This window comes from Enterovibrio baiacu (genome assembly GCF_004120195.1).
Taxonomy (GTDB): domain Bacteria; phylum Pseudomonadota; class Gammaproteobacteria; order Enterobacterales; family Vibrionaceae; genus Enterovibrio; species Enterovibrio baiacui.
Window position 1 is genome coordinate 119,705 of record NZ_SCHN01000014.1, and the last position, 24,125, is coordinate 143,829.

Here is a 24,125-nt window from a genome sequence, read left to right on the forward strand (position 1 = left end):
TCACCCTGCCTTTTTCGCCAAATATGGCGACATTTCCGTCGCTTCTTGAGATGGGTCTGCTCCCCGCGGCACCGCGCCATGTCGAGGCGGTTTACCAATCATCACGCCTGTTAGCGTTTGGTTCATGTGTATCCCATTGAGTTGCTCACCATAAGTGTTGAACCCCACCAAACGAAAACGGGAAATCATGGCTTTCGCTTGGTCTTGTTTCATGGTTTGCTCCACCTCCAAGCGCCTCAAGAAGCAATCACACGCCAAGGTCACTTCCAGCTCCCCAATGCGTGATTCCATCGCCGACAGTGTGTCTTGCGTGTTCGCAAAAAGATCCCCCGGTCGCATCGCCGTTACGACGATCCCATCATCCACTGCACAGTAAAAATCCAAGCTCAGATCTTCATTTACTTTCTGGATCGATCGCACGTAGTACTGATCGCCAATCAACACCGCCAAAGGATGAAGCGCGTAGATTTCAGGGCGAAGATCATTGAGATGAATGCCCACTTCCCGCGCGTACACTTGCGCCGCAGGCTCGGCGTTAAACTCATACACTTTGCGCGAGGTGCAATCGGCTTGCGTGACCACCAGCTTGCTATCAAGACTTTCAATATGGTGCGTGGTAAACACTTCAAACGGGCAATGGGTGTTGAACATCACCACAATGGCGGCGTTGGTATGAAACTCGCCGTCACAATACACATGCGTGTTCGCGAGGTGGATGTCATCCCCCGCCGAGCCACCAAAGTGCGGTAAGCGCCCCAACGCCGTATCCAAGGTCACCAGAAAACGCTCTTCAATGGGCGACAACCCATCAATCAAGGTGAGCACAAAGGTGTTGCCGTTAATGGGCGCTTTCAGGTCGATTTGGCACGCCTCAATCAAGGAACTGACACAGAGTTGCGCCGACTGAAGTGTAAAATCTTCCAACGGCACGCGCATGCCAGAAACCTTAAAATCCTTATGGGAAAAGCCTAGCGCACTGATGCTACTTTTCGAATATCCATAGGGCGTAACTTCCCCCGCCGACGTGCAGCCCATGACCTCACAATGCAAAAATGCAGACGACATTTCCTTACTAAGGGCTTGTAAATCATAGGCAGAAGAACAGAAGAACAACACAAAGCCAATGTCATCACTATCAAGCTGTAACGCCAGTTCTCGCGCGGCTTTCACCGCATCGAGCTGGTAGGTTGCTGCGCTGTAAACGGCTTGCCGTTGCAACGACGATTGCTGTGCTGTCATGCCCTATCTCCTGACACCTTTCGGCGTTTCTTAAATCGGTGCTCACATCTTGTAAGTGTAAGCAGTGCACAATTCTTCGCGCTTCCTCCTAAAGGATGATTTTTATGTTTTTGCAAACCCCGCATGATGAAAGTTTCAAGATTGGGACACTTCAAAGACCACAAATGGAATCAGGGTCACTACACTGGAAAGAACAAAAAACGCAATGTTTAGGAAACCATTTTGGTGCATTTACATCCGTGAAATCACAGCAATATTAGGGGTCATCAGGAAGATGGCGGGCGTTTAACTTACGTAGTGAAAGGGACTAAGCCATGTACAAATTTCTTATTGCCGATGATCATCCACTGTTTCGAGACGCACTGATCGCCGTCATCCGATCACGCTATGAAGAGTGTGAAATCTTGCAATCAGAAGACATTACCCATGCCTTAGACCTTGCTGCCACTCACACGGATCTCGATTTGATTCTGCTTGATCTCAACATGCCCGGCATGGCCGGATTAAAAGGCTTATTAGAGTTGAGAAATCAAAGCCCTACCATTCCCGTTGCGATCATTTCAGCAGAAACCAATAAGCAGATCATTCTTCAAACCATCGCCTATGGTGCCGTTGGGTTTATCGCGAAAAGTGCACCAAGAGAAAAGATGCGAGAAGCGTTCGAACAGATCCTTGATGGGCATGTGTATTTGCCTGCCGATATTATTCGCGCAGAAGGGGATCAAGACGCATCGCACCGTCGTCAGGATGAGCCCCATTTCTCACCTGAAATGTTGCACACTCTCACGCGCAGACAACTTCTGGTGCTGAAATCCATGGCGCAAGGGGCGGCAAATAAGCAAATCGCTTACGACCTGAACATTTCTGAAACCACGGTAAAATCACACGTGTCAGCCATCTTGAAAAAGCTCGGTGTTCACAACCGCATTCAAGCCGTGGTTGGCGTCACCAACATTGATTTCGACCGCTACCTCAAGCGCTGATCAGCGTGTCATCAATGCCAAGTAGGCTGCTTCAAGGCCGCTAATACCTGTGTCACCAAATTCACCAAAGAATCCGGCGTGGCTTTCGACACATCGATGGCCGTAGTCTGTCCGACCATGCCCAGCAACGCACGATGAAAACGCCCTTGCGATTTGTTGTACTTCGCTGAAACCAGCCCCAAACCGCCGTGACAGGCTTTTTCGAACGCCAGGTCATCCCTAGACTTACTGAGCACTTCAAACGCGTTGAGCAAAGCGATAAAGCTCACGCTTGGGTCGCCATCGGCGACCGTATCGAAAGTTAATTCATAATGCATGAGATCAACCCCCACGCTCACGGCATAGCAGCGTCCACCAAGACGGCGCTTTTGGATCATGCTCGTGGCCATCACGGCTTGCCCCAGCGCAGCAATTTCACCGGCCTCCACCGAGTGCGGGAATGACAAGGTGACATGCATGGCCGAGTCTTCATCTTTATGGCTCGCCATGATACTGCCCGTGCGATACACAGGCGCACTGCCCTTACCCAAGAACACCATGCCATCTTCGGTGCGCTGCCATGTTCCCGGGATCGCATCGATCTCATGCATTCTTAAGGTGTGATGCCAAAACTGGCGCAACGCGTCCACGTCACTGATAGGTAAATCAACGGTATACCCAAGGATGACGGCATTCGCGCAATCCCATTGATTGATGTCGCAAAGTATCGGGCTGCCCTTCATCCACGCCCATCGCAGCGTACGTTGCTGACACAAGGTTAACCAGCGTTCGATGGCAGCACGGGTAGCATGATCGCGCGCCTGACAACGGCACAATATGGATAAGCGTCGAAGCGGTTGGCACGGCGACAACCATTCGCCTTGAGGCGCCAAGGAGACACCCTCAGAGTCAGGGGGCAGTTTTTCTGTGTTTGGCGTGGCTTTTAGGTATGACGGCGCGAACGGTGAAACGGCGAAATCATGAAACAAACGCTGCAAACCATCGCCCCAGCGGTTCGCCATGAACCGTCCTTGCTCCAACGTGAAATACTGTGATTGCCACGCAATGCGACGCGCTGATATCTCATCCTTAATATGTTCAAGCCACCGCGATAGCGCATTGATATCAGTGTGCTGCGTTACGCGAAACCGCAACGTGGGTCTGGGCTGAAAATCCGAGATCAACGGCAGCAGGATCGCGCCCATGTCGGTGAGTTTCTTCTGGCACCGCAGCGCCCGTAAAGACGGGTGCAACACGCTCGCCCAGTACGGCGAAAAAGGCAGGGTTTCGATGCGATGCTCGGGCAACGTCTCAGGCAAAGAGTCTGACGAAGAAGCGTGCGAGGAAACCGAAGGAGCATGATGAACCTTGTCATCGTCATCCGACGTTGAAAGTGCCTTCCCCACGTTAATTAACGCTTTCGATACTTGTCGCCACAAACCAATCATCGGCCAAGATCCTGACGAGATAAGCACGGTGTTCTCTGGGCGGTAGTGCGTATTGTGGTAACGGCGCAGTTTGACGATATCCAAGGCTTCCAATGTGTCAGGCATGCCGCCGTAAAGCGGCGCTCTCGGCTCACTGTTTACCGCCATGTCGACCGCTTCGTTGAATCGATCGTTACGCTGATATTCCGTCAGCTCTCGGTACAAGGTGCCATCTAGCCCTAACCCCTCCGCGCGCAGCGTATGGCGAATGATTTCTTCGTCGAAGTCATCGCTATTCAATAAGGGCGAAAACACGCAATCGGACAGAAAACCGATGCCACGAAGTACCGAGGCGGGGTCATAACCTGAAAGATGAAAACGGGTACTCTCTTTTTGCGTGGTGGCATTGAATTCAAGCAGGGTCAGTTCGGCGCGAAGGGAGAGAAAGGTATCAGGGTCGGGATAGCGCGTTGAACCGCGAAGCACCATGTGCTCGAGCGCATGCGCAATGCCACTGTCATCGTCTGACGGCGTCGGCACCACAAGGGCAACACTGAGCCTGTCTTCATCTGATGCTGCATGATGCCAATGCATGACGCCCGTGACGTGGCGATATCCCACCCATCCTGAGTCCAACTGCTGTTCAGCAGGTGGAAGCAAAAACCAATCTGGCGCGGCAGGATGTGGTGTCGCCATAGCCTCTCCTCATGAAATACATCATGGTTTTACGGACAAGATCAGGTGGCTATTTTTCACGTTCCTTGCCAATGCTTCGCTATGACAGCCTTGATTGGCCTTCGCCACCGCATCCTCGATCACCGTGTGATGCGGGGATTTACTGCAAACAGGATCGGCATTGGCAGCATCACCTGTCAGCAACAATGCCTGACACCGACAACCGCCAAAATCCGTTTCCTTCTCATTACAGCTTCGGCAAGGTTCGGGCATCCAGTCAAATCCGCGAAAGCGATTAAAGCTGTCAGAGTGATACCAAATGTCTGAAAGTGCCTGCTCTTTCACGTTTGGGTGAGGCAAATCCAACAGCGCCGCGCTGTGACAAGGCAGTGCTTTTCCATCCGGTGCGATGTTGAGGAAAATGTTTCCCCAGCCACTCATACAGGGCTTCGGGCGCTGCTCATGGTAATCCGGCGTGACGAATAAAAACTTAGGCCCTTGGCCTTGCTGGCGGTCTCGCAGCGCATTCACACGCGCTTCCGCACGCGCAATTTGCTCATGGGACGGCAACAATGCATCGCGGTTATGCAGCGCCCATCCGTAGTATTGGGAGGTGGCCAGTTCGACGTAATCCGCATCAAGCTCAATCGCTAGCGCCATGATGGCGTCAATGGATTCAATATTTTGCCGAGTGATCACCACGTTCATCACCATGGGAAACCCATTCGCTTTAACGGCATTGAACATGGCCTTTTTGTGCGCGAACGCGTTACGTTTTCCCGCGATCGCGTCGTTAAGATCCGGATCGGCAGATTGAAAACTGATCTGAATATGATCCAAGCCTGCCGCTTTCAGTTTGATGATCCGCTTTTCAGTCAACCCGACCGCAGAGGTGATCAAATTGGTGTAATACCCCAGTTGATGAGCATGGGCCACAATCTCTTCGAGATCTTGGCGAAGCAGCGGCTCGCCACCTGAAAAACCTAGCTGCACCGCACCCAGTTCACGCCCTTGTGCCAACACGCGACACCATTCTTCTGTCGTCAGTTCATCAGAAGGATCACCCAGATTGATCGGGTTCGAGCAATACGCACAATGCAGCGGACAGCGGTATGTCAGTTCAGCCAGCAACCACAGCGGCGGACTAACAGCTTTCGAGCCATTTTTTATCACACGCCACCTCCACAAACTCCGCGACATCTTGCGCGAGCGCCACACCCGGAAATTTGGCTTCCAAGCGAGAAATTACCGCTGACACAGGGCTAGGATGTTCAAACTGCAGCAAGATTTCAGCCGCGCTTTCGCTGAGCTTCACCATGCCTTCTGGGAACAGCAGCACGTAGCTCTCTTGCGCCTTTTCGAACTGCATTCGAAACATTGCATTGCGTTGGTAAACCACTTCATCACTCATGCCCACTCCCTACCGTTTGCCTTGCTCTTTCGTTCTGGTTGTTATCTAGAATCTCGCTACTCGTCTCTATCATCTCTGTTAACGATCAATCGCATGGTGCCAAACGGGCTCATCCGCTACCCCAACAAACGGCGGCCGATCGAACTCATACGCCATGCTCAGCGAATCCAGCAGCGACCACAAAATATCGAGTTTAAATTGCAAAATATTGAGTGCCCTTTCCTGTTGTTCTGACGTTTGAAAATGATCGAGTGTGATCGCCATACCTTGCTCAACATCACGACGAGCTTGGCTCAAGCGCTGACGAAAATAGGTTAAGCCGCTTTGGTCGATCCACGGGTAATGGGTCGGCCAACTATCGAGGCGAGATTGGTGAATCTCAGGGGCAAAGAGTTCGGTTAACGATGAACATGCCGCCTCTTGCCATGTCGCTCTGCGCGCAAAATTCACATACGCATCCACCGCGAACCGCACGCCCGGCAGCACCCACTTTTCATCAAGCACTTCTTGGCGCTCTAACCCCACGGATTCCGCCAAACGAAGCCACGCCTCAATACCGCCCCATTCACAGTCCAAGCTTTCATGCCCGTCATGGTCAAGAATGCGTTGTACCCATTGCTGACGGACCTTTTGGTCGCGGCAATTGGCCATGATGGCCGCATCTTTGATAGGAATAGCGGTTTGATAATAGAAACGGTTAGCAACCCAACCACGAATTTGCGCCTTGGTGCATTTGCCGCTGTACATCGCTTTATGGAAAGGATGATGAATATGGTAATACTGCCCTTTAGCAAGTAAGGCGGCTTGAAACGCCTCTCGGCTCATCGCGTCTTTCATCATCCCTCCTAGATCTGAATGTGCATGCCATCAAAGGCAATCTCGACACCCGCATCCAGCACGGCCTTGTGCTCAGACGCATAGGGATCGAGGATCGGGTTGGTGTTGTTAATGTGGATCAGCACTTTTCTCGGCTTGTCGAACTGATCCAGCAAAGCCAACATGCCGTCGTCTCCCGACACAGAAAGGTGTCCCATCTCGCTACCCAAGCGCGTACCCAGTCCTTCGCGGATCATTTCATCATCCGTCCATAAGGTGCCATCCATCATCACGCAATCCGCACTTGCCATGGCAGACAACACGGCATCATCGGGCGCACCTAAACCTGGCGCGTAGAACAAGGTCGCGCCGGAGCGTGTATCCACAATACGCAGGCCGATGTTATCGCCGGGGCGAGGTTTATTGCGGTACGGGGAAAACGGCGGCGCATTCGATGCCAAGACGATGGGGTGAAAACGTAACGCGGGCACTGCGGGAATTTGCCATCCCTCGTCAGCTGTTGGATCGACGGTATGGGTGCGGTATCCACCTTCCCAATGCTTCATCATGGAAAGAATGGGATAGCTGGTGGAAAGCTCTTGCGCGACTTCTGCGGTGCAATATAAATCGAGCGGCAGGCCTTCGCGGAGGATCAACAACCCTGTGGTGTGATCGATTTGCGCATCCGTGACAATCACAGATCGAATGCCCGACCCACGGGCGCCATTGGCACGCGCAAGCTGAGGAGAGGCATTGATTTGCTGGCGAATGTCTGGCGAAGCATTAATCACCACCCAATTGTCGCCGTCGTCACTGACAGCAATCGACGATTGGGTTCTTGATTCAGCACGGCTGGTGCCGTTTCTCACCGACGAACACATACGACAATGGCAGTTCCATTGCGGAAACCCGCCACCTGCCGCAGAGCCTAACACCACAATCTGCATTCGCGCTCTCCTTGGCCATTCTTTTCGCCGTCGCTGAAGATCCAACGAGCCATTTCAAACCATCCAGACATCGTGGAAAAAGAATAAAAAAAAGGGATGCATCCCGAAGGCGGCATCCCATTACGACTCTCTCAACGATTGCTGATGTAAAGGGTAACTTCAAATCCGAGTCGCAGTTCCGTAAAGCTAGGTTTTTTCCACATAGTGATTGCTCCTTGTGCCTGATACGAATGTGACAAAATTATCGCCACCGTTATTAGCCTAAATACAAGGCGAGAAACTACCAATCCTACTTTGTGATGATTTCTCTCGTCCGAGACGCAAATCAGTTTTGCCAAAACGGACATAACCCGACACCTAGGGTTGAGTTTTCGAAAAATCATGAGGAGAAACAGTGACTACCACGCCTTCATCGAGCGTATTTGTTGCGCGTCTCAATTTTCTTTTCTTGCCGTATTTGTTCGCTACGCAGCGGTGTTCATCGCTCACAATGGCCAAACAGGCCAAGCACTGCACACACTCGTTGTAATCAATCTGCCCTGTTTTTTGAATCGCATTAATGCCGCAATGCTTTTCACACAGCCGACAGGGTTGACCACACTCCTTACGCCGCGTGAGCCAACTGAAACGCCGCAAACGCCCTAACACGGCCAAGCCCGCTCCCAGTGGGCACATGTAGCGGCAATACGCTTTATGAACCCGTGCACTCAGCGCCAGCAGCAACACGGCGTACAACACGAAAGGCCATGCCCTGTCGAACATGAGCGTGACCGCCGTTTTGAATGGTTCGATTTCTGCGAGGGTTTCTGCGAGAGAAAGTTGGTAGAACGCCATGCTCACCAACACCACCAGCACACCGTATTTCACAGTGATGAGCGTTTGATGCAGACCGTCGCCGATCTTCCATTGTCGTAAGCGGTACTTTTCCGCCACGGCAGCCACCAATTCCTGCATAGCGCCAAACGGACACAACCACCCGCAATACAGGCCTCTTCCCCACAAAAATAGGCTGATAAACACATAGCTCCACAGCACAAACAAAATGGGGTCGAGCAAAAAGACTGTGATATCAAAGCCCTTCCAAAGGGACAAAAACAGGGTGTAAATGTTGACGACAGAAAGCTGCCCTTGGGCATAAAAACCGATAAACCCGATCACAAATACCAAGGCAGTGAGTCGCACTGGCGTTAAATAGCGGCCAAATCCAGCCAAGCGATGCTGAAACACAAACATGCCGGTCAGTAGGGCGAGATACACTGAAAGGATAACAACCTCGACAAGCCGATCCTGCCAGATCCGCTGCCACAAAGGGATAGGCGGCTTAGGGGGTTCAACAGGGATCAACACGCTGTCTGGCAACCGGTATTCGGTGTCGATCAGCACATGCTCTGATTCAAGAAAGTTTTTCTTCAATTGGATCGTCATACCGAATGACAAAGGCAACGACGGATCGAACCCGCTTTGATCCGAGAAGGTGAGAATTTTTATGTCATCGAATGCTGGCATCAAGGCGGCGATTTGTTCTGCAAACACAGGTGATTGGGCGTGATACAAATCGGCATCACGAAGCGCCAGCGGGCTACCTTGCTGGCGAAGTGAAAACCGCGCAGGCGTTGTACCCGCCACAAAGTCGTCCGCCACAAACGAATAGCCACCTCGAGAGCCGACAAGGAGCGCGATTTCCCCAGCCGAAAGAGATTCCATGATGCGTTGATACTCCGCATCACCCAACAGATTTTGCCCCACGCTTGGCGGGTTAATAAGCGCGATCGACAAGTCGATAAAAGGCGCGTTTTCATCATTGGCCTCACGCGCGGACCGCAACCGATCCGCGTCCACAACCAATTGCGCAGCCGCCGCTTCATCGCTAAGTTGCCACCGGAAAAGTGCCTGCTCTTGGCGTAACGCGTCAAAGGATCGCGGAGAGAACGCCTTCATGTTCAGCTTGGCTTTGGCGGAAGAACCAAAGCCACTGAGCTTTGCCTGCGCCACTTTTCGCGCTGCGGCCAAAATGGTGTCATGGACGACCATCACGGAGACTGTCGCTTTGGTGACACCGTCAAAATAGGCTAAATCATCACTGGCAATCCGCGCTTGGTCACTGCCCACCAACACTTGCTGTTTCAACGACAACCCTTGGTATTGGGCAATGAATTCATACAAAGGCGCTTCACCCAGCCCATGCAAGAAGATCGGCTCGTGATGACGCACCAACACCAAACCAACAATGCGCCCCTGCACATCAAGACCCACGCGCAAATTAATGCTGTCGCCTGAGAAGCCCGGAAAGTCCGTTAAGTCATCGGTTTCAAACAGATAGCCGATGACATTGTCGAGTTGATAGATATCGGTAATGGGCATGGCATCTTGCGATGCTTTCATGCGGGTGGCGCTCGGAAAGAGGGCTTGCGCTTCATCGCTCACTTCAAGCCAATCTTGGGCCCAAAGCGACGGTGTAAAGAGAATCAAAAAGAAGCTGAGGCAAAGCCAACGACGCCAATACATACACTGCTCTGGCATGGAAATACCCGTTAAAAAAGCGGAGTACGAACTCCGCATCGCATATCCGTCAGGCAGCACTGGGAACGCTGCCGTCAGGTTGCAGAAAGGATTTAGAAGAAACCGAGCGGGTTGATGTCGTAACTCACCAGCAGGTTTTTGGTTTGTTGGTAATGATCCAGCATCATCTTGTGGGTTTCACGGCCAATACCGGATTTTTTGTAACCGCCAAACGCCGCATGTGCAGGGTAAAGGTGGTAACAGTTCGTCCAAACACGGCCAGCTTGAATGGCTCGTCCCATGCGGTATGCGCGGTTTACGTCACGCGTCCAAAGCCCTGCGCCTAGGCCATATTCGGTGTCATTGGCAATCGCTAACGCTTCAGCCTCATCTTTGAAGGTGGTGACAGCAATAACAGGGCCGAAGATCTCTTCTTGGAATACACGCATGGTGTTGTCGCCTTTGAAGATGGTCGGTTTCACGTAGTAACCGCCGCCGAAGTCTGCCGACTCGCCGCCCATCAGTAGCTCCGCGCCCTCTTCACGACCGATATCCATGTAGCTCAAAATCTTCTCGTATTGCTCGTTAGACGCTTGTGCGCCCACTTGTGTTTCTGTGTCGAGCGGGTTGCCATGTTTGATTGCTTTGGTGCGTTCAACCACTTTCGCCATGAACGCGTCAAAGATGCTTTCTTGCACCAATACACGCGATGGGCACGTGCACACTTCGCCTTGGTTGAAGAATGCCAATACACAGCCTTCAACGGCTTTGCTGATGAACTCGTCTTCTTGTTGCATCACATCTTCAAAGTAGATATTGGGGGATTTACCGCCCAACTCCACTGTTGATGGGATCAAATTATCTGCCGCACAGCGAAGCACATGGTTACCAATCGCAGTCGAGCCTGTGAAAGCAATCTTTGCGATACGGTTGGATGTTGCAAGCGCTTGGCCAGCCTCGGGCCCCATGCCATTAACCACGTTCAATACGCCTGGTGGCAACAAGTCACCCACCAACTCCATCAACAATAAAATGGTCGTCGGTGTTTGCTCGGCAGGTTTTAAAACAATGCAGTTACCTGCAGCAAGCGCTGGCGCAATTTTCCATGCCGCCATCAACAGTGGAAAGTTCCAAGGGATGATCTGCCCGACGACCCCTAGAGGTTCGTGAATATGGTAGGCCACGGTATTGGCATCGATCTCAGCCGCAGACCCCTCTTGGGACCTAATCGCCCCGGCGAAGTAGCGGAAGTGATCGACACAAAGCGGCAGGTCAGCGGCGAGGGTTTCGCGCACGGCTTTGCCGTTTTCCCATGTTTCTGCAACGGCCAAATATTCGATGTTGGCTTCGATGCGGTCAGCGATCTTGAGGAGGATATTAGAACGCTCGGTGGCGGATGTTGCTCCCCACGCAGCTTTCGCTTGATGCGCGGCGTCGAGCGCCAATTCAATGTCTTCTGCGCTGGAGCGAGGAATTTCTGCGATCGATTCGCCCGAACAAGGCGATGTATCAGTGAAGTATTGTCCTTTAACTGGCTCAACCCAGTTACCGCCAATGTAGTTGCCATAACGCGCCTTGAAATTAACGACGGCTCCGTCGGTATTTGGTTTTGCGTAAATCATTGTCCACCTCATCATAATTCGTTGGCGATATCGCCTTCGTCTTCCCTGACGCTCCCTTTGGAGGTCATGTCAGGCGTTGTACTTAGAGTATGGAAAGGAGGTGGGATCTCACCATCACCCCTTGGTTGGCAAAATCTCATACTTTCGACGGGTAAACGAAAAGAAGGAGGACAACACATTTGCGTGTACCGCTGTTTTCTTTTGGTTTTTCGCGCTATTCCACGTCAAAAAATACATCATGACCCACCATGATTTACCTGTGTTTTTCATCGTATTCGAACACTTTTCGCGCTCTCAGGATGATTGACGTTCCAGCGACTTTTTTACGGCCACGGCGCACTGCGGAATCGTCATTAAAGAGTATTTACCCTGTGCCATAAGGTGCATGTCCCGATTTCAATAATGGGGGAAGCGAGGGGGCGAGAGGAGAGAGGAGAGAGGAGATATGAGATATGAGATATGAGATATGAGATACGAGATGCGAGATGCGAGATGCGAGATGCGAGATGCGAGATGCGAGAAAGAGCCAGAACAAGAGAGAAGAGAGAAGAATGCCGAGCATAAGGCTCGGCATTGAGGTGCAGATATTAAAACCGTTAGCTTTTCGGCAGCTTAAAGGTCCATACCGTGCCACCTTGGTTGAAGTTCTTCACGCGCTTGGCAACGTCGCCGCCCCACAGTGGCACAGCGCCGCCCCAGCCGGATAAGACAGAGACATATTGCTCGCCGTCCATTTTCCATGTCACAGGGCTACCCACGATGCCTGAGCCGGTGTTGAACTTGTAAAGCAGCTCACCCGTTTTGTCGTCGAAGGCCATCAAGTAACCTTCAGGGTTACCGGTGAACACCAAACCGCCTGCCGTGGTGAGTACACCGCCCCACAGTGGCGCGTAGTTTTTGAACTCCCACACTCTCTCACCGGTTTTCGGGTCATAGGCACGGAGCACGCCGATATAATCATCGTGGTTTGAACGAATGGTGAACCCCGCCCCTAAGTAGGCTGCGCCACGTTTGTAGGACACTGGCTCATTCCAAATGTCCATGTGCCACTCATTCGCAGGCACATAGAACAAGCCTGAATTTTGGCTGTAGGCCATCGGCATCCAGTTTTTACCACCAAGGAAAGAAGGCGCTGCAATCACGGTTTTACCCTGCTTGCCGTCTTTCACTTCACTCGGATCACCCGGGCGGTTTTCATCAACATACAAAGGACGCCCTTTGTCATCGAGGCCTTTCGCCCAGCTGATTCTATCGACAAACGGGAAGCCGCGAATGAAATCACCATTGGTGCGATTTAGCACGTAAAAGAAACCATTTCTGTCTGCTGTCGCAGCCGCTTTCACGGTTTTACCGTCTTCTTGGTAATCAAATGAAATCAGCTCATTTACACCATCAAAATCCCAGCCATCGTGCGGCGTGGTTTGGAAGTGCCACACAATTTTTCCGTCATCAGGGTCGATCGCAAGGCGTGATGAAGAAAAGAGGTTATCGCCCGGACGCATGTGTGAGTTCCATGGCGCAGGGTTACCCGTACCAAAAAAGAGCAAATCCGTGTCAGGGTCATACGTACCGCCTAACCACGGCGCGGCACCGCCACTTTTCCAGAGGTCGGCTGGCCATGTTTTTCCTGGCGCGCCACCTGAGATGCCGTTTTCGATTTTCTTTCCGTCTTTGTAGACGTAGCCCATGTGGCCTTCAACGGTCGGGCGCTCCCACACCAACTTACCTGTCTTCGCATCATACGCGCGCACTCTCCCTACTATCCCAAATTCACCACCCGATACACCCGTGATGACATTGCCTTTCACAATGATCGGCGCAGCAGTAATGGAGTAACCGTCTTGGTAGTTATCCACGGTCTTTTTCCAGCGCACCTTGCCCGTTTTCGCATCCAGTGCGACGAGTTTGGCGTCCAAGGTGCCGAAAATCACCAAGTCGTCATACATGGCGACACCACGGTTGATCACGTCACAACACGGCATGATGCCATCAGGCAAACGCGCGTCGTATTGCCATAGCTCATCACCGGTTCTGGCATCAATGGCGTACACCCGCGAGTAAGATCCGGTCACGTACATCACACCGTCTTTGATCATGGGTTGGCTTTCTTGACCACGCTGTTTCTCTCCGCCCAGTGAGAACGCCCACACGGGACGGATTTCTTCCACTGTCTCTCGGTTTATCGCGTCCAGCGGACTAAAACGCTGTCCTCGAAGGCCAAGACCATAGCTCACCACATCGTCCGTGGTGGCCTGATCGGCGAGGATATCTTCGTCCGTGACGCCCGCATAAAGTGGCGATGATGCCAGCGCGAGCGAGAGTGCGGCAAATAGCGCGCCGCGTTTAAATGACGTTACTGTCATGGGAATACCTCTTCGTTAGCTAACTGCTTTTCAGCAACTAGGTGTCCATTGAGAATCAATAAATCCTGTGGGTAGCAAAACCGTTCCTTCCTTATCGCTGAATGCAGGCCGAGCGAAGCCCTGCCTCTCTTTCTATGGCTGTCAAAAAGCGCACCCACAAAAAATCAGGCGATAGAGGAAACAAACTGCGTTGTTTTGCAAAAGACGACCGACTAGTCGATCGCTTGCTGAGACGTTTTGGTTAGGGCCAACTGTGACGATGTGTTCAAGGGGATTGCGCGAGCGTGGCAACAGGCTCGACATTCATCCCCTTTTCATTGTTATTCCGCGCAGAATCGTTGCTCGGCGCGATATCTGAAAACCGTGTCGGCACGTTAAAATCCACGCCATAACGTGCCGCCCAGCGGGAGAAATCGCCAGAGCGAATGTGCGCAAGCACGATGTCTTCTAAGGCATACGCCAACTGGCGGTAATTATTGTGTACCGCCATGCCCAACTCCCAGTCCGCACGCCCCAATAAAGGGAACGCCAATTCCGTTAGCGCAGGCTCGGTGTGCTGACTGTCTTGTGATAAATCCCGACGCGATTGGGAATTCAGCCATTCCAACTGCGAACTCATTCCCATTACCATGGCAATCTCGCCATGGTTTAAGGCATCAAATGCATCATTAATGGAGGCATAAGTGCGGGCGTTTTGGCGAAAACGCCCGCCATAAGCCGTGGTCAAAAAGAACTGCGGTACGGTGTCGACTTCCACGCCAACTGGGTGATACATAAATCGCGCTGCGGTCTGAGGACGCTCAAGTGTTGCCGTGTCATATGCCAGTAGCCAGCGTTCTCTTTGGTAGGGCGCGAACATGTGTACAAGCTCATGTGCCGGCAGGCCTAAATCGTCGCGCTGCAAAGCAAACTCCCGGTCGTAAGGCACACGCAACATGACATCGGCTTTCACCCGTCGCCCGTCCTCACTGGTTAAATTCATGCCTTTCCACAGGTAATTTCGCATGTCATCTTCGACGGTTTCATCTGGCGTCATCCACCGTAAATCCAGTGACACACCTAGACCGTCAGCGAGCGCCTGCGCCAGTGCCACGTCGATGCCAGCCGCGTCGCCCTGCGCATTGATGAATGAATAGGGAGGAAAATCTTTGTACACCGCAATGCTGATGCTACCACTGGCTTGAATGTCATCATAAGAGCGCGCATTCACAGGTGAGCTCCACACTATCCACCCCATCAGGATCAACAGCCAAGTCACGTTAATCATCAACCAAAGCCTGGCAAACGCGGTGAATGTTCGAGTAAACAAAGCCATACTCTTTCCTCCCTTCTTCACTGCGCTGACTAGCCGTTTTCAGGCGCGACAGACTCAAGCCAGGTTCGGATCGCCCACAGCGCTTCTTGGTTGAGATGTTCAGTCATCTTGGGCATGTAAACCGCACCGTTTCGGACAGCGCCGTTTTGTACACGGTAGATGTACCATTCATCGCCGTCGTAATCAGGAGAAAGAATGCGAAGATCGGGCGCGATGCCGCCAGAGATACCTTCAAGACCATGGCATCGCGCGCAGTTTTGGTTGTAAGCCGACGCGCCGATGCGTTCAATTTCGACTTTTACATCGCCATCAACATCGCGGTACGGGTTAGTGTCAACCCACTCAGGCCCCAAGGTCGGGATGCTTGATGTGTCGATAGATTGCGGGGTGACATCTCCATGTGCGAACACAGTTTGAGATGACAAGACGGCGACCAGCGCGAGGGCGGTAATAATACAAATATTGCGTTCAACGTTTTCCATGTCATTCAGGCTCCTTCATTTTTCGATGCTTGGAAAAGTGTAGGGGCGAGGCGAATTTCACGACATGCTACAAAGGCGGGGAAATCCCTCATTCTTTAGGAGGATTTTTGGCAATTCGACGGCTTGTCGTTGGAAAAAGAAAGGGCCACTGCATACAGTGAAGGCGTTGATAACGTCGGAGTGTGTCGCATGGCAGAAGACAAAAAATGCAGCAATACATTGATTATCAAAGCCCTCTTTTCCTTTCTCAGCTTGTTTATCGCGCTGGGAGGATCATCGTCCGTGAAAGCCAACGTAGAGATGAACATTGGCTTACTTCGTCAACCTTCTACGGTGACGACCGCCGTTCCTGACTACCTGCGCGCCGCCGACAATGACGGCGAAGCCGGTGCACTGCGCGCCATTGGCGACGCAAACGGAACAGGCAAATTCCTCGGCCAAAAATACACCCTCACCCGCCAAACCAGTGATGACATAAATACGCTAATTACCACCGCGACATCGTGGTACAAAAGCGGCACGCGCTTTTTTCTCGCAGACCTCAGTACCGCAGAATTAACGGCTCTTCGCAACGCATTGCCTCAGAATGCGATAGTGCTCAATTACGGCAACGCGGACGATGCCTTGCGCACGTCTCTTTGCTTACCGAACACACTGCACACGGGTGTCAGCTATGCCATGCGCGCCGATGCCATTGGGCAATGGCTCCGATTACGCCGACTCAATACCGTCTTTTTAGTCGCGGGGCCGAACCCAGCTGACCAAGCGTCTCTTGCCGCGGTTAAAGCCTCGCTCAAGAAATTCAATCATCGCGTTGTCGATGAAAAGGTCTGGGATTTTGACACCGATCTTCGACGCTCCGCCTCTCAGGAACTGCCGCTTTTTACACAAGCCCAAAATTACGACGTGGTGTGGGCCGTCGATGAAAGCAATCTGTTTGGCCAGCACCTGCCTTTTAATACCTGGTTACCCCGCCCTGTTATCGGCTCTCACGGAATGCGAAGCGACGGCTGGCACTACGCGATCGAGCAATGGGGTGCCATTCAGCTGCAAAACCGCTTCAAAAAAGATTTCGAGCGCCCAATGACCGCCAAAGACTTTGCTGCTTGGGTGGCGGTACGCACCCTCAATGAAGCCGTCACTGCGCTCAACACCGCCGAGGTGAAAGAGGTTCAACGCTTCATCCTCGGCGATCGTTTCCAATTAGCTGCTTACAAGGGGCGTAAGCTCACTTACCGCGCGTGGAACGGGCAACTTCGCCAGCCTGTTCCCTTGTTCTATTCGCAGGCACTCGTCGCGACTGCTCCCTTTGAGGGCTTTCTTCATCCGCGTAACGAGCTCGATACGCTCGGCGTCGACCAAGCCCAAAGTCAGTGCCGCCTTTACCCCACTTTATAAGGACATAGGATCATGAATCGTTTCTCCCATTTCATCGCCCTTACCGTGAGCACGTTGTTCGGTGCTTCACTGCTTACCACGGCACTGTTCAGTACTGGCGCATCCGCCAAAGAGCTGGCTTACGTCGCCAATGAGAAAGATGACACCATCAGTGTGATTGATATGGACACGCTGACCGTGATTAACACCTTTGAGGTTGGTGATCGCCCGCGCGGCATAGAGATCAGCAAGGATCAAACCCAGCTTTATATCTGTGCGAGTGAATCAGACACGGTGCAGGTTTTCGATCTCGATTCTGGCCAGATAGTCGGTGAGTTGCCGTCAGGGGAAGATCCTGAGTTGTTCGCCCTTCACCCCGATGGCAAACGCCTGTACATCGCCAATGAAGACGACGCACTCATGACGGTGGTCAACATTCCTGATGCCAGTGTTATCACGCAAGTGGAGGTTGGGGTTGAACCAGAAGGCGTAGCGGTTAGCCCTGATGGGAAACTGGCTATCATTACTTCTGAAACGTCAAACATGGCGCATTGGATCGACACAGAAACCAATACCATGGTGCATAACACCTTGGTCGATGCCCGCCCGCGCTACGCGGAGTTCAGCCCGGATGGTAAACAGCTATGGGTAAGCGCAGAAATTGGCGGCACCGTGTCTGTGATTGATACCGACAGCAAAGCCATCATCAAAAAAATCAACTTTGCCCCCAAAGGCGTACACAAAGACAAAGTGCAACCTGTCGGCGTGAAACTGAGCCAAGATGGCAGCACCGCGTTTGTCGCACTAGGCCCTGCGAACCATGTCGCCGTCGTGAATACAAAAACACTGGAGGTGGAAGATTACCTGCTTGTGGGGCGTCGCGTATGGCAAATGGCATTTAACGCGGAACAAGACAGATTGCTCGCCACCAATGGCGTGAGCGGCGATGTTTCGGTGATCGACGTGCCAAACCGCAAAGTGATCAAAACCATTAAAGTGGGGCGCTATCCTTGGGGTGTCGCAGTGCGAGAGGTCAACTGAATTTCATGCTCGACATTCATGCCCTCAGCCATACTTATGGTCAAACAAGCGCCGCAAAACCTCGCGGTGGGCGACAAGCGCTGAACAACATCAACCTGTCGCTAGGCGATGGGTTACACATGTTGCTCGGCCCTAACGGAGCAGGGAAAAGCACCTTGTTTGCCCTGCTCACACGCTTGTTGCCTGTTCAGTCGGGCTATGTGCATTTACTCGGCGAACCACCCAATCGCCAAACCATGGCGAAACTGGGCGTAGTGTTTCAGCAAAGCACACTCGACCTCGATTTAACCGTCGCGCAAAACCTCAACTACTACGGCGCGTTACATGGTTTTAGCGCGACACAAACACAGCAGCATGCCGCCCCTTTACTCGCCCATTTTTCACTGAGTGATCGGCTCAAAGACAAAGTGCGCACCTTGAACGGTGGCCATCGCCGCCGCACAGAATTGGTTCGCGCCCTGATGCACTCGCCCTCCATCCTACTGCTGGATGAACCCACCAGCGGCCTTGATCCGAAAGCACGCGCCTCCTTATCTGATGCCGTGCGAGCCTTATGCGAACAAAAGCCATTATGCGTACTGTGGGCGACACACCTTATCGAAGAAGTGGCGCCAACCGATGATGTATTGGTGTTGAATAAAGGCCAGCTAAAAGCCCATGACTCCGCGAGAAATCTCGTCGCTTTTTATCAGGCAAAATCCTTGTCTGACGTTTTTTCACAACTCACTGACGAGGGTGTGCAATGAGGTATTGGTATGCCTTTGTGGGGATTTGTTACCGAGAATGGCTGCGCTTTTTCTCACAACGCGCACGCTTTGCAGCCAGCCTCGTGAGGCCATTGCTTTGGCTGGTGGTCTTTGCCGCCGGCTTTCGCGCCGCCCTCGGCATTGCGATCATGGAGCCTTACGCCACCTACATCAATTATGAGGAATATATCCTGCCCGGCCTTTGCGCCATGATCTTGCTGTTCAACGGCATGCAAAGCTCATTATCCATTGTCTATGACCGAGAAATGGGCAGCATTAAAGTGCTGCTCACCAGCCCGCTTCCTCGCCCATTTCTTTTACTTTCTAAACAGATTGCCAGCGCCATTGTGAGCGTCTTGCAAGTGGGGGCATTTTTGGTGATTGCAGCGCTGTATGACAGACCGCTCGAGCCAATGGGCTATGTGATGGTCATCCCCGCGCTGTTTTTAACCGCGTTGATGTTAAGCGCGCTCGGCATTGTTATCGCATCGCGCATTCGCCAATTAGAAAACTTCGCAGGCGTGATGAATTTTGTCATCTTCCCCATGTTCTTTCTTTCGTCCGCACTCTACCCGCTGTGGAAAATGCAGGAAGCCAGTATTTGGTTATACGAGATATGCCGTTATAACCCATTCACCTTTGGCGTGGAGCTGATTCGTTTCGCCCTCTACCAGCAGCTTAATGTCACGGCGTTTTTCGTGGTCAGCGGCTGTACTCTGGTTTTCGTGATACTCGCAGTAGCAGGCTTTCAACCGACACGAGAACAAAGCAAAGGTGGGCCGCCTTAGTTCTTTTTTCTTACCACCAGAAACAAAAAAACCGCGCCAATGCGCGGTTTTCACTATCCAGAACGGGCGATTAGAAATTGAATTCAACGCCGCCAAAGAAGCCATCGTTCATGAATTTACCTTGGTTAGCGCCAAAGTAGTTGAAGTCGTAATCTTGAACACGGTAACCCGCTTTGAAGTTCAAGTCAGCTGCAACCAAGCCCAGGGTGAACAGAATACCCGCTTCACCATCAACGGTGCTGGTTTCATCGTAGCTACCAAAGCTGAAGCTACCGAACAGAGACACAGGCGTTGCTGGAATGCCCAGGCGAACGTCACTGTATACGTTTGGCTGCCACTCATCGAAGTTTTGAGAACCCCAATTACCTTCGAACTTTTGTAGGTTAAGACCGATGTCGAAAGAGATCAGGTCGTTGTCCAAAATTTCGTAATACGCGATGAAGTCGTACTGAGTGAAATCGACGTTTGGCGTATTCGCACCAGAAGAAGACACATCGGTGTAGCGAATTTTTGCGTTAGGCACCAGAGGAATGAAATGCTCAAACGCCGCGTAGTAAGAGCCTTGAACATTCGTGTCATCTGCACGTTTATCGTCGATTTTCGCATCCGCATACCACGCGTCTGCACCCACTTTGGCCCCAAGAAGTACCGCAGCTTGCGCAGGCATTGCAAATGCACCAGCCACTGCTAACGCAGCAAGAGAAAGGTTCAGTTTTTTCATTGAAAGGGCTCCGCCTAACTTTCTATTGGATTATGTTTGCGAGCACTATAGCAAAAACGAGGCAAACATTCCGCACAAAACTGCCCAGTTTTTATGCGGAATGATTCATGTTTATCGCCTAATTATCAGTAGATAATAGACTAGTATCGGCGGGCACGCTGGTAGCGACGTGTACGTTTCGAACAGTACTCACGGTACTGGGTTGCATGCTTATCTCGACCTTTCAGTAGCCATACAACAACCGCAATCAAGATAATCCAAGGCAGCATTTTGAACATGAGCCCAATCATGCCTGCCAGCGCCATCACGATGAATCCAACGGCCACCGCAGCAATGATGCCAATAAAGCTCAACCCTGTCGCTAACAAGGCAACCGCAAAACCAACCAAGAATAGAAACTCAATCATCAGACCCTCCTAAGGTACTCAGTGACTTTTCCTTTGATGGATAGATTGCACGAACCTTGCCAACTTTTTTATTTGTTTATTATCAACCACATAAACAAAAAGGCGTTACCCGAAGCGGATAACGCCTTTCAAAATCTGGTAAATCACACCAACTAACGCGGTATTTTTAACCACATCGAGTTAAGTGAATGTTGATGCGTTTATACATCCAATTCCGCAGGAATTTTCGCGAGTGCAGCTTCCAGCACTTCGATACCTGAACCTGGCTTGTGCGCGTTCTCACTGATGTAACGACGCCATTGGCGCGCACCCGGCATGTTCTGGAACATGCCCAACATGTGGCGGCTGATGTGGTTAAGGTAAGAACCCTTGCTCAACTGCGCTTCGATATACGGGAACATCGCTTTCACCGCGTCGCTGCGTTTGATGATCGGCGCATTGCCACCGAACAAACGGTTGTCGACTTCAGCCAGCATATATGGGCTTTGGTATGCTTCACGGCCAATCATCACGCCGTCCATGAATTTCAGGTGTTCTTCCGCTTCTTCAAGGGATTTGATACCACCGTTAATCGCCATGGTCAGGTGTGGGAAATCTTTCTTCAATTGATAAACGCGTGGGTAATCCAACGGTGGAATCTCACGGTTCTCTTTCGGGCTCAACCCTGACAGCCATGCTTTACGCGCATGAATGGTGAAGTTATCACAACCTGATTTCTCGCTCACAGTGCGCACGAAATCCACCAAGAACTCGTAGCTGTCTTGGTCATCGATACCAATACGGGTTTTCACCGTCACAGGAATATCAACCACTTCTTTCATCGCTGACACACATTGCGCCACCAACTCGGCTTCACCCATTAGGCACGCACCAAAACGGCCATTCTGAACGCGATCTGACGGGCAACCTACGTTCAGGTTAATTTCGTCATAACCGCGCTCAACCGCCAACTTGGCACACGTTGCCAAATCAACAGGGTTTGAACCGCCCAACTGCAGCGCTACAGGGTGCTCCTCTTCATTGAATTGAAGAAAATCGCCTTTGCCATGAATGATCGCACCTGTTGTCACCATCTCGGTATAAAGCAACGCATTCTTCGACAAAATACGGTGGAAGTAGCGGCAATGACGGTCGGTCCAATCCAGCATCGGCGCAATGGAGAAACGGGCTGACGGGTAAGACAAACCCTCAGACGCGCTGCCTGATAGTGGGTTTTGGATGTCAGTGGTTTCATTAAACATGGATCGACCTCATAGCACTCTGTAACGCCAAAGTGCTGCGAAAAGCAGCACCTGATAAAAAGTGTGCGGATTCTACCTCAAGTCATGCCAATGCCCAAGTCACGAACACATTAACCCTAAGGAAACTCATCATCTACTAACGTACAAAAAGCACTGAAGAATGCAGTGCTTTTTGTATCAATGGGTTTGCATTCAACTTACTCAGGGCACCCTTCCAATTTATAGATGGCATAGCCGTTCTGATTAAGCTCTTGATCATACTGTGGGAGATCTGCAGTGGTGTGGCAAAACGCGCAGTTACCCGATTTAACCGTGGCGTCTGCCTCGCCAATCTCTGCCAACCACGCTTTCGCATATTTCACGGCCAGATCATCATCTTTAACGCGCATCAACACATCGAAATGCAGGATCTTGCCAGAAGATGCCGTCGCGTAGGTGTCGTAAACATGTATCGCCATATTCTCTTCTCCTTACCCTTTCACAATGCCGGGCAGTGACAAATCCCCAGAGGCGATATCATCCACACCGATGACACAAAGCAGTGGGTTATGCACGCTGTCATTGACCTTGAGTACGGCGGTAACGGCATCAAAATTAAAGTTGTCGTTGAAGTGAATGTCTTTGGTGGGCACGTCAACGGTTAACTCTGTTTTCGCGAAGTGCGGTTCATAGCCAGGGCTGTCGATATAGATCGGAAGCTCAGGCCAAGAAATAGGCACGGTTGGCGATGAACCTGGTGGAATGTCTCGCACTTTCAAACCGCCGGGACAAGCCTTGTCTTCTGTGAGCACGACCCAGTGTGAATGCCATACGTTGCCGTCATTGGCGTTATCGCCATCGCGGTTTTCATCGTAACGCGGCGTGTCATCAAAATCAGGGTGAGCAGTCACCGCTAGCGCGACGATGCCTTTGTCTTTATCAAACCCGATGTCCGCGGAGTTAAGCGCTGTTGGCCAGACATAGCTATACACGGCTGATCCTGCTAATTGCCCTACAGAGGCGGGTTTTTCTTTTCCAGCCTCGCCAACAACCTCGGTTTGAAACGTCAATGACGTACCGTTTTTGACCACTTTGGCGTGAACAATATCGAACGTTGGGCTAATGCCCTCTTTTTTGCCGCTCACAATATGGCCTTCATGGGCATTTTGATGCGCGGCGACTGACGCACTCAACGAAAGTGCGAGCAAAGTGAGTGTGGTGTTTTTCATTGTGAGCTCCTTTCTTACATTTGGTTTCGCGTCGATACTTTTAATTAATATCGGAACCCTGCTATGCTTGTCAACATAGTTTCGACAAAAAACCATTTTCAGTAGAAGTGAGCATGAACGATATCGAGCCAATTTGTGACATCCTTGAACGCATCACGACCTTGTATCGCAATGAAGTGCGACTCGTGGGCGTTGAGCATGGCTTACACCCTGTGCACCTTGAGGTGATCTACTATCTTTCTCGTTGCAACAAATACAGCGATACCCCCGCAGCCGTCACCGAGTTTCTGGGGATAACCAAAGGCACAACGTCGCAATCTATTTCTCTCTTAGAAACAAAGGGCTATCTCACTAAGGAAAAAGATCCTGTCGATCGCCGTGTGTCGCATTTGGTGCTCACACCTCACGGTGAAGCCATGGCTAAAAAGGCCATTCCTCCTGCGTCTTTTAAACAGGGATTGGAGAGGTTGGGTGGCGGGAATGCGCAATTGAAAACGCAGTTGGAAACATTGTTGAGAGACATACAACGCAGCACGCAATCGGCAAGTTTTGGCTTGTGCAAAACATGCAAATTTCACACACCAGTGTCTGATGCGCATTTTTATTGCGCATTGACGAAAGAGACATTAGTGACGGATTTCGGCACGTTAATTTGCCGCGAGCATAGCGAAGTGTAATAAACGCTTTATAAACATAAGATTATGTGTGAAGAGCGTCGGTATCTCACCTTACGTGAGTTTCTACAAACCGGAAAAACCACTAACTTCACGTGCTAGAACGCATTTTCACCGATTTCTATCATCTACAATGATGAAATATAAACCCTCATCACGGCCTT

Annotated in this window: 23 protein-coding genes; 6 read left to right on the top strand and 17 right to left on the bottom strand. The window is 51.5% G+C overall.

Annotation, left to right across the window (positions count from 1 at the left end; translation table 11 throughout):
• Entirely contained in the window at nucleotides 1–1,239 is a 1,239-nt protein-coding gene (gene nosP / locus EQP46_RS16165) for a nitric oxide-sensing protein NosP (RefSeq protein WP_129494629.1), read from the bottom strand.
• 314 nt (nucleotides 1,240–1,553) lie between these two features.
• Between nosP and EQP46_RS16170 the strand changes: the two genes are divergently transcribed.
• Nucleotides 1,554–2,222 (top strand): response regulator, encoded by a 669-nt coding sequence (locus EQP46_RS16170; RefSeq protein WP_129494630.1) that lies wholly within the window; start codon nucleotides 1,554–1,556, stop codon nucleotides 2,220–2,222.
• A gap of 11 nt (nucleotides 2,223–2,233) precedes the next feature.
• On the opposite strand, the gene EQP46_RS16175 is transcribed toward EQP46_RS16170, so the two are convergent.
• The 11 genes from EQP46_RS16175 to pedF all read right to left on the bottom strand — a co-directional run bounded on the left by EQP46_RS16175 (nucleotide 2,234) and on the right by pedF (nucleotide 15,758).
• Nucleotides 2,234–4,324 carry an insulinase family protein gene (locus EQP46_RS16175; RefSeq protein WP_129494631.1) on the bottom strand — a complete coding sequence of 697 codons (2,091 nt, stop codon included), beginning with the start codon at nucleotides 4,322–4,324 and terminating at the stop codon, nucleotides 2,234–2,236.
• 21 nt (nucleotides 4,325–4,345) lie between these two features.
• On the bottom strand, nucleotides 4,346–5,476 hold the full coding sequence (gene pqqE / locus EQP46_RS16180) for a pyrroloquinoline quinone biosynthesis protein PqqE (RefSeq protein ID WP_129494632.1): 1,131 nt from the start codon (nucleotides 5,474–5,476) through the stop codon (nucleotides 4,346–4,348).
• Nucleotides 5,448–5,714 (bottom strand): pyrroloquinoline quinone biosynthesis peptide chaperone PqqD, encoded by a 267-nt coding sequence (pqqD, locus tag EQP46_RS16185; RefSeq protein ID WP_129494633.1) that lies wholly within the window; start codon nucleotides 5,712–5,714, stop codon nucleotides 5,448–5,450. Before pqqD ends, pqqE begins: the two co-directional genes overlap by 29 nt.
• A gap of 78 nt (nucleotides 5,715–5,792) precedes the next feature.
• Nucleotides 5,793–6,551, bottom strand: a complete 759-nt coding sequence (pqqC, locus tag EQP46_RS16190; RefSeq protein WP_129494634.1) for a pyrroloquinoline-quinone synthase PqqC — start codon at nucleotides 6,549–6,551, stop codon at nucleotides 5,793–5,795.
• 8 nt (nucleotides 6,552–6,559) lie between these two features.
• Entirely contained in the window at nucleotides 6,560–7,477 is a 918-nt protein-coding gene (pqqB, locus tag EQP46_RS16195) for a pyrroloquinoline quinone biosynthesis protein PqqB (RefSeq protein ID WP_129494635.1), read from the bottom strand.
• 131 nt (nucleotides 7,478–7,608) lie between these two features.
• Nucleotides 7,609–7,680 carry a pyrroloquinoline quinone precursor peptide PqqA gene (gene pqqA / locus EQP46_RS16200; protein ID WP_102259777.1) on the bottom strand — a complete coding sequence of 24 codons (72 nt, stop codon included), beginning with the start codon at nucleotides 7,678–7,680 and terminating at the stop codon, nucleotides 7,609–7,611.
• Nucleotides 7,681–7,834: 154 nt separating this feature from the next.
• Nucleotides 7,835–9,982, bottom strand: a complete 2,148-nt coding sequence (locus tag EQP46_RS16205) for a 4Fe-4S binding protein (RefSeq protein ID WP_192545522.1) — start codon at nucleotides 9,980–9,982, stop codon at nucleotides 7,835–7,837.
• A gap of 107 nt (nucleotides 9,983–10,089) precedes the next feature.
• Nucleotides 10,090–11,598 carry an acetaldehyde dehydrogenase ExaC gene (gene exaC / locus EQP46_RS16210; protein WP_129494637.1) on the bottom strand — a complete coding sequence of 503 codons (1,509 nt, stop codon included), beginning with the start codon at nucleotides 11,596–11,598 and terminating at the stop codon, nucleotides 10,090–10,092.
• A gap of 596 nt (nucleotides 11,599–12,194) precedes the next feature.
• Nucleotides 12,195–13,961, bottom strand: a complete 1,767-nt coding sequence (locus EQP46_RS16215; protein ID WP_129494638.1) for a PQQ-dependent methanol/ethanol family dehydrogenase — start codon at nucleotides 13,959–13,961, stop codon at nucleotides 12,195–12,197.
• Between the two features lie 265 nt (nucleotides 13,962–14,226).
• Complete coding sequence (locus EQP46_RS16220) at nucleotides 14,227–15,276, bottom strand: substrate-binding periplasmic protein (RefSeq protein ID WP_129494639.1); 1,050 nt, start codon at nucleotides 15,274–15,276, stop codon at nucleotides 14,227–14,229.
• 29 nt (nucleotides 15,277–15,305) lie between these two features.
• Nucleotides 15,306–15,758, bottom strand: a complete 453-nt coding sequence (pedF, locus tag EQP46_RS16225; protein ID WP_129494640.1) for a cytochrome c-550 PedF — start codon at nucleotides 15,756–15,758, stop codon at nucleotides 15,306–15,308.
• Between the two features lie 189 nt (nucleotides 15,759–15,947).
• On the opposite strand from pedF, the gene EQP46_RS16230 reads away from it, so the two are divergent.
• The 4 genes from EQP46_RS16230 to EQP46_RS16245 are packed head-to-tail and all read left to right on the top strand — an operon-like array spanning nucleotide 15,948 to nucleotide 19,710.
• Complete coding sequence (locus EQP46_RS16230) at nucleotides 15,948–17,156, top strand: ABC transporter substrate-binding protein (protein ID WP_240671753.1); 1,209 nt, start codon at nucleotides 15,948–15,950, stop codon at nucleotides 17,154–17,156.
• A 12-nt stretch (nucleotides 17,157–17,168) separates the two neighbouring features.
• Nucleotides 17,169–18,176, top strand: a complete 1,008-nt coding sequence (locus EQP46_RS16235) for a YVTN family beta-propeller repeat protein (RefSeq protein WP_129494642.1) — start codon at nucleotides 17,169–17,171, stop codon at nucleotides 18,174–18,176.
• Between the two features lie 5 nt (nucleotides 18,177–18,181).
• Nucleotides 18,182–18,922, top strand: coding sequence for an ATP-binding cassette domain-containing protein (locus EQP46_RS16240; RefSeq protein WP_129494643.1), 741 nt, complete (start codon nucleotides 18,182–18,184; stop codon nucleotides 18,920–18,922).
• Nucleotides 18,919–19,710 carry an ABC transporter permease gene (locus EQP46_RS16245; protein ID WP_129494644.1) on the top strand — a complete coding sequence of 264 codons (792 nt, stop codon included), beginning with the start codon at nucleotides 18,919–18,921 and terminating at the stop codon, nucleotides 19,708–19,710. Before EQP46_RS16240 ends, EQP46_RS16245 begins: the two co-directional genes overlap by 4 nt.
• 70 nt (nucleotides 19,711–19,780) lie before the next feature.
• On the opposite strand, the gene EQP46_RS16250 is transcribed toward EQP46_RS16245, so the two are convergent.
• The 5 genes from EQP46_RS16250 to EQP46_RS16270 form a co-directional block, all read right to left on the bottom strand.
• A complete protein-coding gene (locus tag EQP46_RS16250; RefSeq protein WP_129494645.1) occupies nucleotides 19,781–20,431 on the bottom strand; it encodes a TIGR04219 family outer membrane beta-barrel protein in 651 nt (216 codons plus the stop codon).
• Between the two features lie 140 nt (nucleotides 20,432–20,571).
• The gene (gene pspG, locus EQP46_RS16255; RefSeq protein ID WP_017011244.1) at nucleotides 20,572–20,838 is read right to left on the bottom strand and encodes an envelope stress response protein PspG; all 267 of its coding nucleotides are present in this window, start codon (nucleotides 20,836–20,838) and stop codon (nucleotides 20,572–20,574) included.
• 200 nt (nucleotides 20,839–21,038) lie between these two features.
• The gene (gene dusA, locus EQP46_RS16260; protein WP_129494646.1) at nucleotides 21,039–22,079 is read right to left on the bottom strand and encodes a tRNA dihydrouridine(20/20a) synthase DusA; all 1,041 of its coding nucleotides are present in this window, start codon (nucleotides 22,077–22,079) and stop codon (nucleotides 21,039–21,041) included.
• 197 nt (nucleotides 22,080–22,276) lie between these two features.
• The gene (locus EQP46_RS16265) at nucleotides 22,277–22,537 is read right to left on the bottom strand and encodes a DUF2024 family protein (RefSeq protein ID WP_129494647.1); all 261 of its coding nucleotides are present in this window, start codon (nucleotides 22,535–22,537) and stop codon (nucleotides 22,277–22,279) included.
• 12 nt (nucleotides 22,538–22,549) lie between these two features.
• Entirely contained in the window at nucleotides 22,550–23,287 is a 738-nt protein-coding gene (locus tag EQP46_RS16270) for a hypothetical protein (protein ID WP_129494648.1), read from the bottom strand.
• A gap of 113 nt (nucleotides 23,288–23,400) precedes the next feature.
• Here EQP46_RS16270 and EQP46_RS16275 point away from each other — a divergent pair, with 113 nt between their 5' ends.
• Entirely contained in the window at nucleotides 23,401–23,964 is a 564-nt protein-coding gene (locus tag EQP46_RS16275; RefSeq protein ID WP_129494649.1) for a MarR family winged helix-turn-helix transcriptional regulator, read from the top strand.
• The last annotated feature ends 161 nt before the right edge of the window (nucleotides 23,965–24,125 follow it).

What these genes read in the sequence shown, in the direction of transcription:
- EQP46_RS16230 (WP_240671753.1), top strand. Translation starts at nt 15,948, where the DNA reads ATGGCAGAAGACAAAAAATGCAGCAATACATTGATTATCAAAGCCCTC.
- EQP46_RS16235 (WP_129494642.1), top strand. Translation starts at nt 17,169, where the DNA reads ATGAATCGTTTCTCCCATTTCATCGCCCTTACCGTGAGCACGTTGTTC.
- EQP46_RS16205 (WP_192545522.1), bottom strand. Translation starts at nt 9,982, where the DNA reads ATGTATTGGCGTCGTTGGCTTTGCCTCAGCTTCTTTTTGATTCTCTTT.
- pqqC (WP_129494634.1), bottom strand. Translation starts at nt 6,551, where the DNA reads ATGAAAGACGCGATGAGCCGAGAGGCGTTTCAAGCCGCCTTACTTGCT.
- exaC (WP_129494637.1), bottom strand. Translation starts at nt 11,598, where the DNA reads ATGATTTACGCAAAACCAAATACCGACGGAGCCGTCGTTAATTTCAAG.
- EQP46_RS16220 (WP_129494639.1), bottom strand. Translation starts at nt 15,276, where the DNA reads ATGGCTTTGTTTACTCGAACATTCACCGCGTTTGCCAGGCTTTGGTTG.
- EQP46_RS16265 (WP_129494647.1), bottom strand. Translation starts at nt 22,537, where the DNA reads ATGGCGATACATGTTTACGACACCTACGCGACGGCATCTTCTGGCAAG.
- pqqB (WP_129494635.1), bottom strand. Translation starts at nt 7,477, where the DNA reads ATGCAGATTGTGGTGTTAGGCTCTGCGGCAGGTGGCGGGTTTCCGCAA.
- EQP46_RS16250 (WP_129494645.1), bottom strand. Translation starts at nt 20,431, where the DNA reads ATGAAAAAACTGAACCTTTCTCTTGCTGCGTTAGCAGTGGCTGGTGCA.
- pqqD (WP_129494633.1), bottom strand. Translation starts at nt 5,714, where the DNA reads ATGAGTGATGAAGTGGTTTACCAACGCAATGCAATGTTTCGAATGCAG.
- EQP46_RS16215 (WP_129494638.1), bottom strand. Translation starts at nt 13,961, where the DNA reads ATGACAGTAACGTCATTTAAACGCGGCGCGCTATTTGCCGCACTCTCG.
- pedF (WP_129494640.1), bottom strand. Translation starts at nt 15,758, where the DNA reads ATGGAAAACGTTGAACGCAATATTTGTATTATTACCGCCCTCGCGCTG.
- EQP46_RS16275 (WP_129494649.1), top strand. Translation starts at nt 23,401, where the DNA reads ATGAACGATATCGAGCCAATTTGTGACATCCTTGAACGCATCACGACC.
- nosP (WP_129494629.1), bottom strand. Translation starts at nt 1,239, where the DNA reads ATGACAGCACAGCAATCGTCGTTGCAACGGCAAGCCGTTTACAGCGCA.
- pspG (WP_017011244.1), bottom strand. Translation starts at nt 20,838, where the DNA reads ATGATTGAGTTTCTATTCTTGGTTGGTTTTGCGGTTGCCTTGTTAGCG.
- EQP46_RS16240 (WP_129494643.1), top strand. Translation starts at nt 18,182, where the DNA reads ATGCTCGACATTCATGCCCTCAGCCATACTTATGGTCAAACAAGCGCC.
- EQP46_RS16270 (WP_129494648.1), bottom strand. Translation starts at nt 23,287, where the DNA reads ATGAAAAACACCACACTCACTTTGCTCGCACTTTCGTTGAGTGCGTCA.
- EQP46_RS16175 (WP_129494631.1), bottom strand. Translation starts at nt 4,324, where the DNA reads ATGGCGACACCACATCCTGCCGCGCCAGATTGGTTTTTGCTTCCACCT.
- dusA (WP_129494646.1), bottom strand. Translation starts at nt 22,079, where the DNA reads ATGTTTAATGAAACCACTGACATCCAAAACCCACTATCAGGCAGCGCG.
- EQP46_RS16170 (WP_129494630.1), top strand. Translation starts at nt 1,554, where the DNA reads ATGTACAAATTTCTTATTGCCGATGATCATCCACTGTTTCGAGACGCA.
- EQP46_RS16245 (WP_129494644.1), top strand. Translation starts at nt 18,919, where the DNA reads ATGAGGTATTGGTATGCCTTTGTGGGGATTTGTTACCGAGAATGGCTG.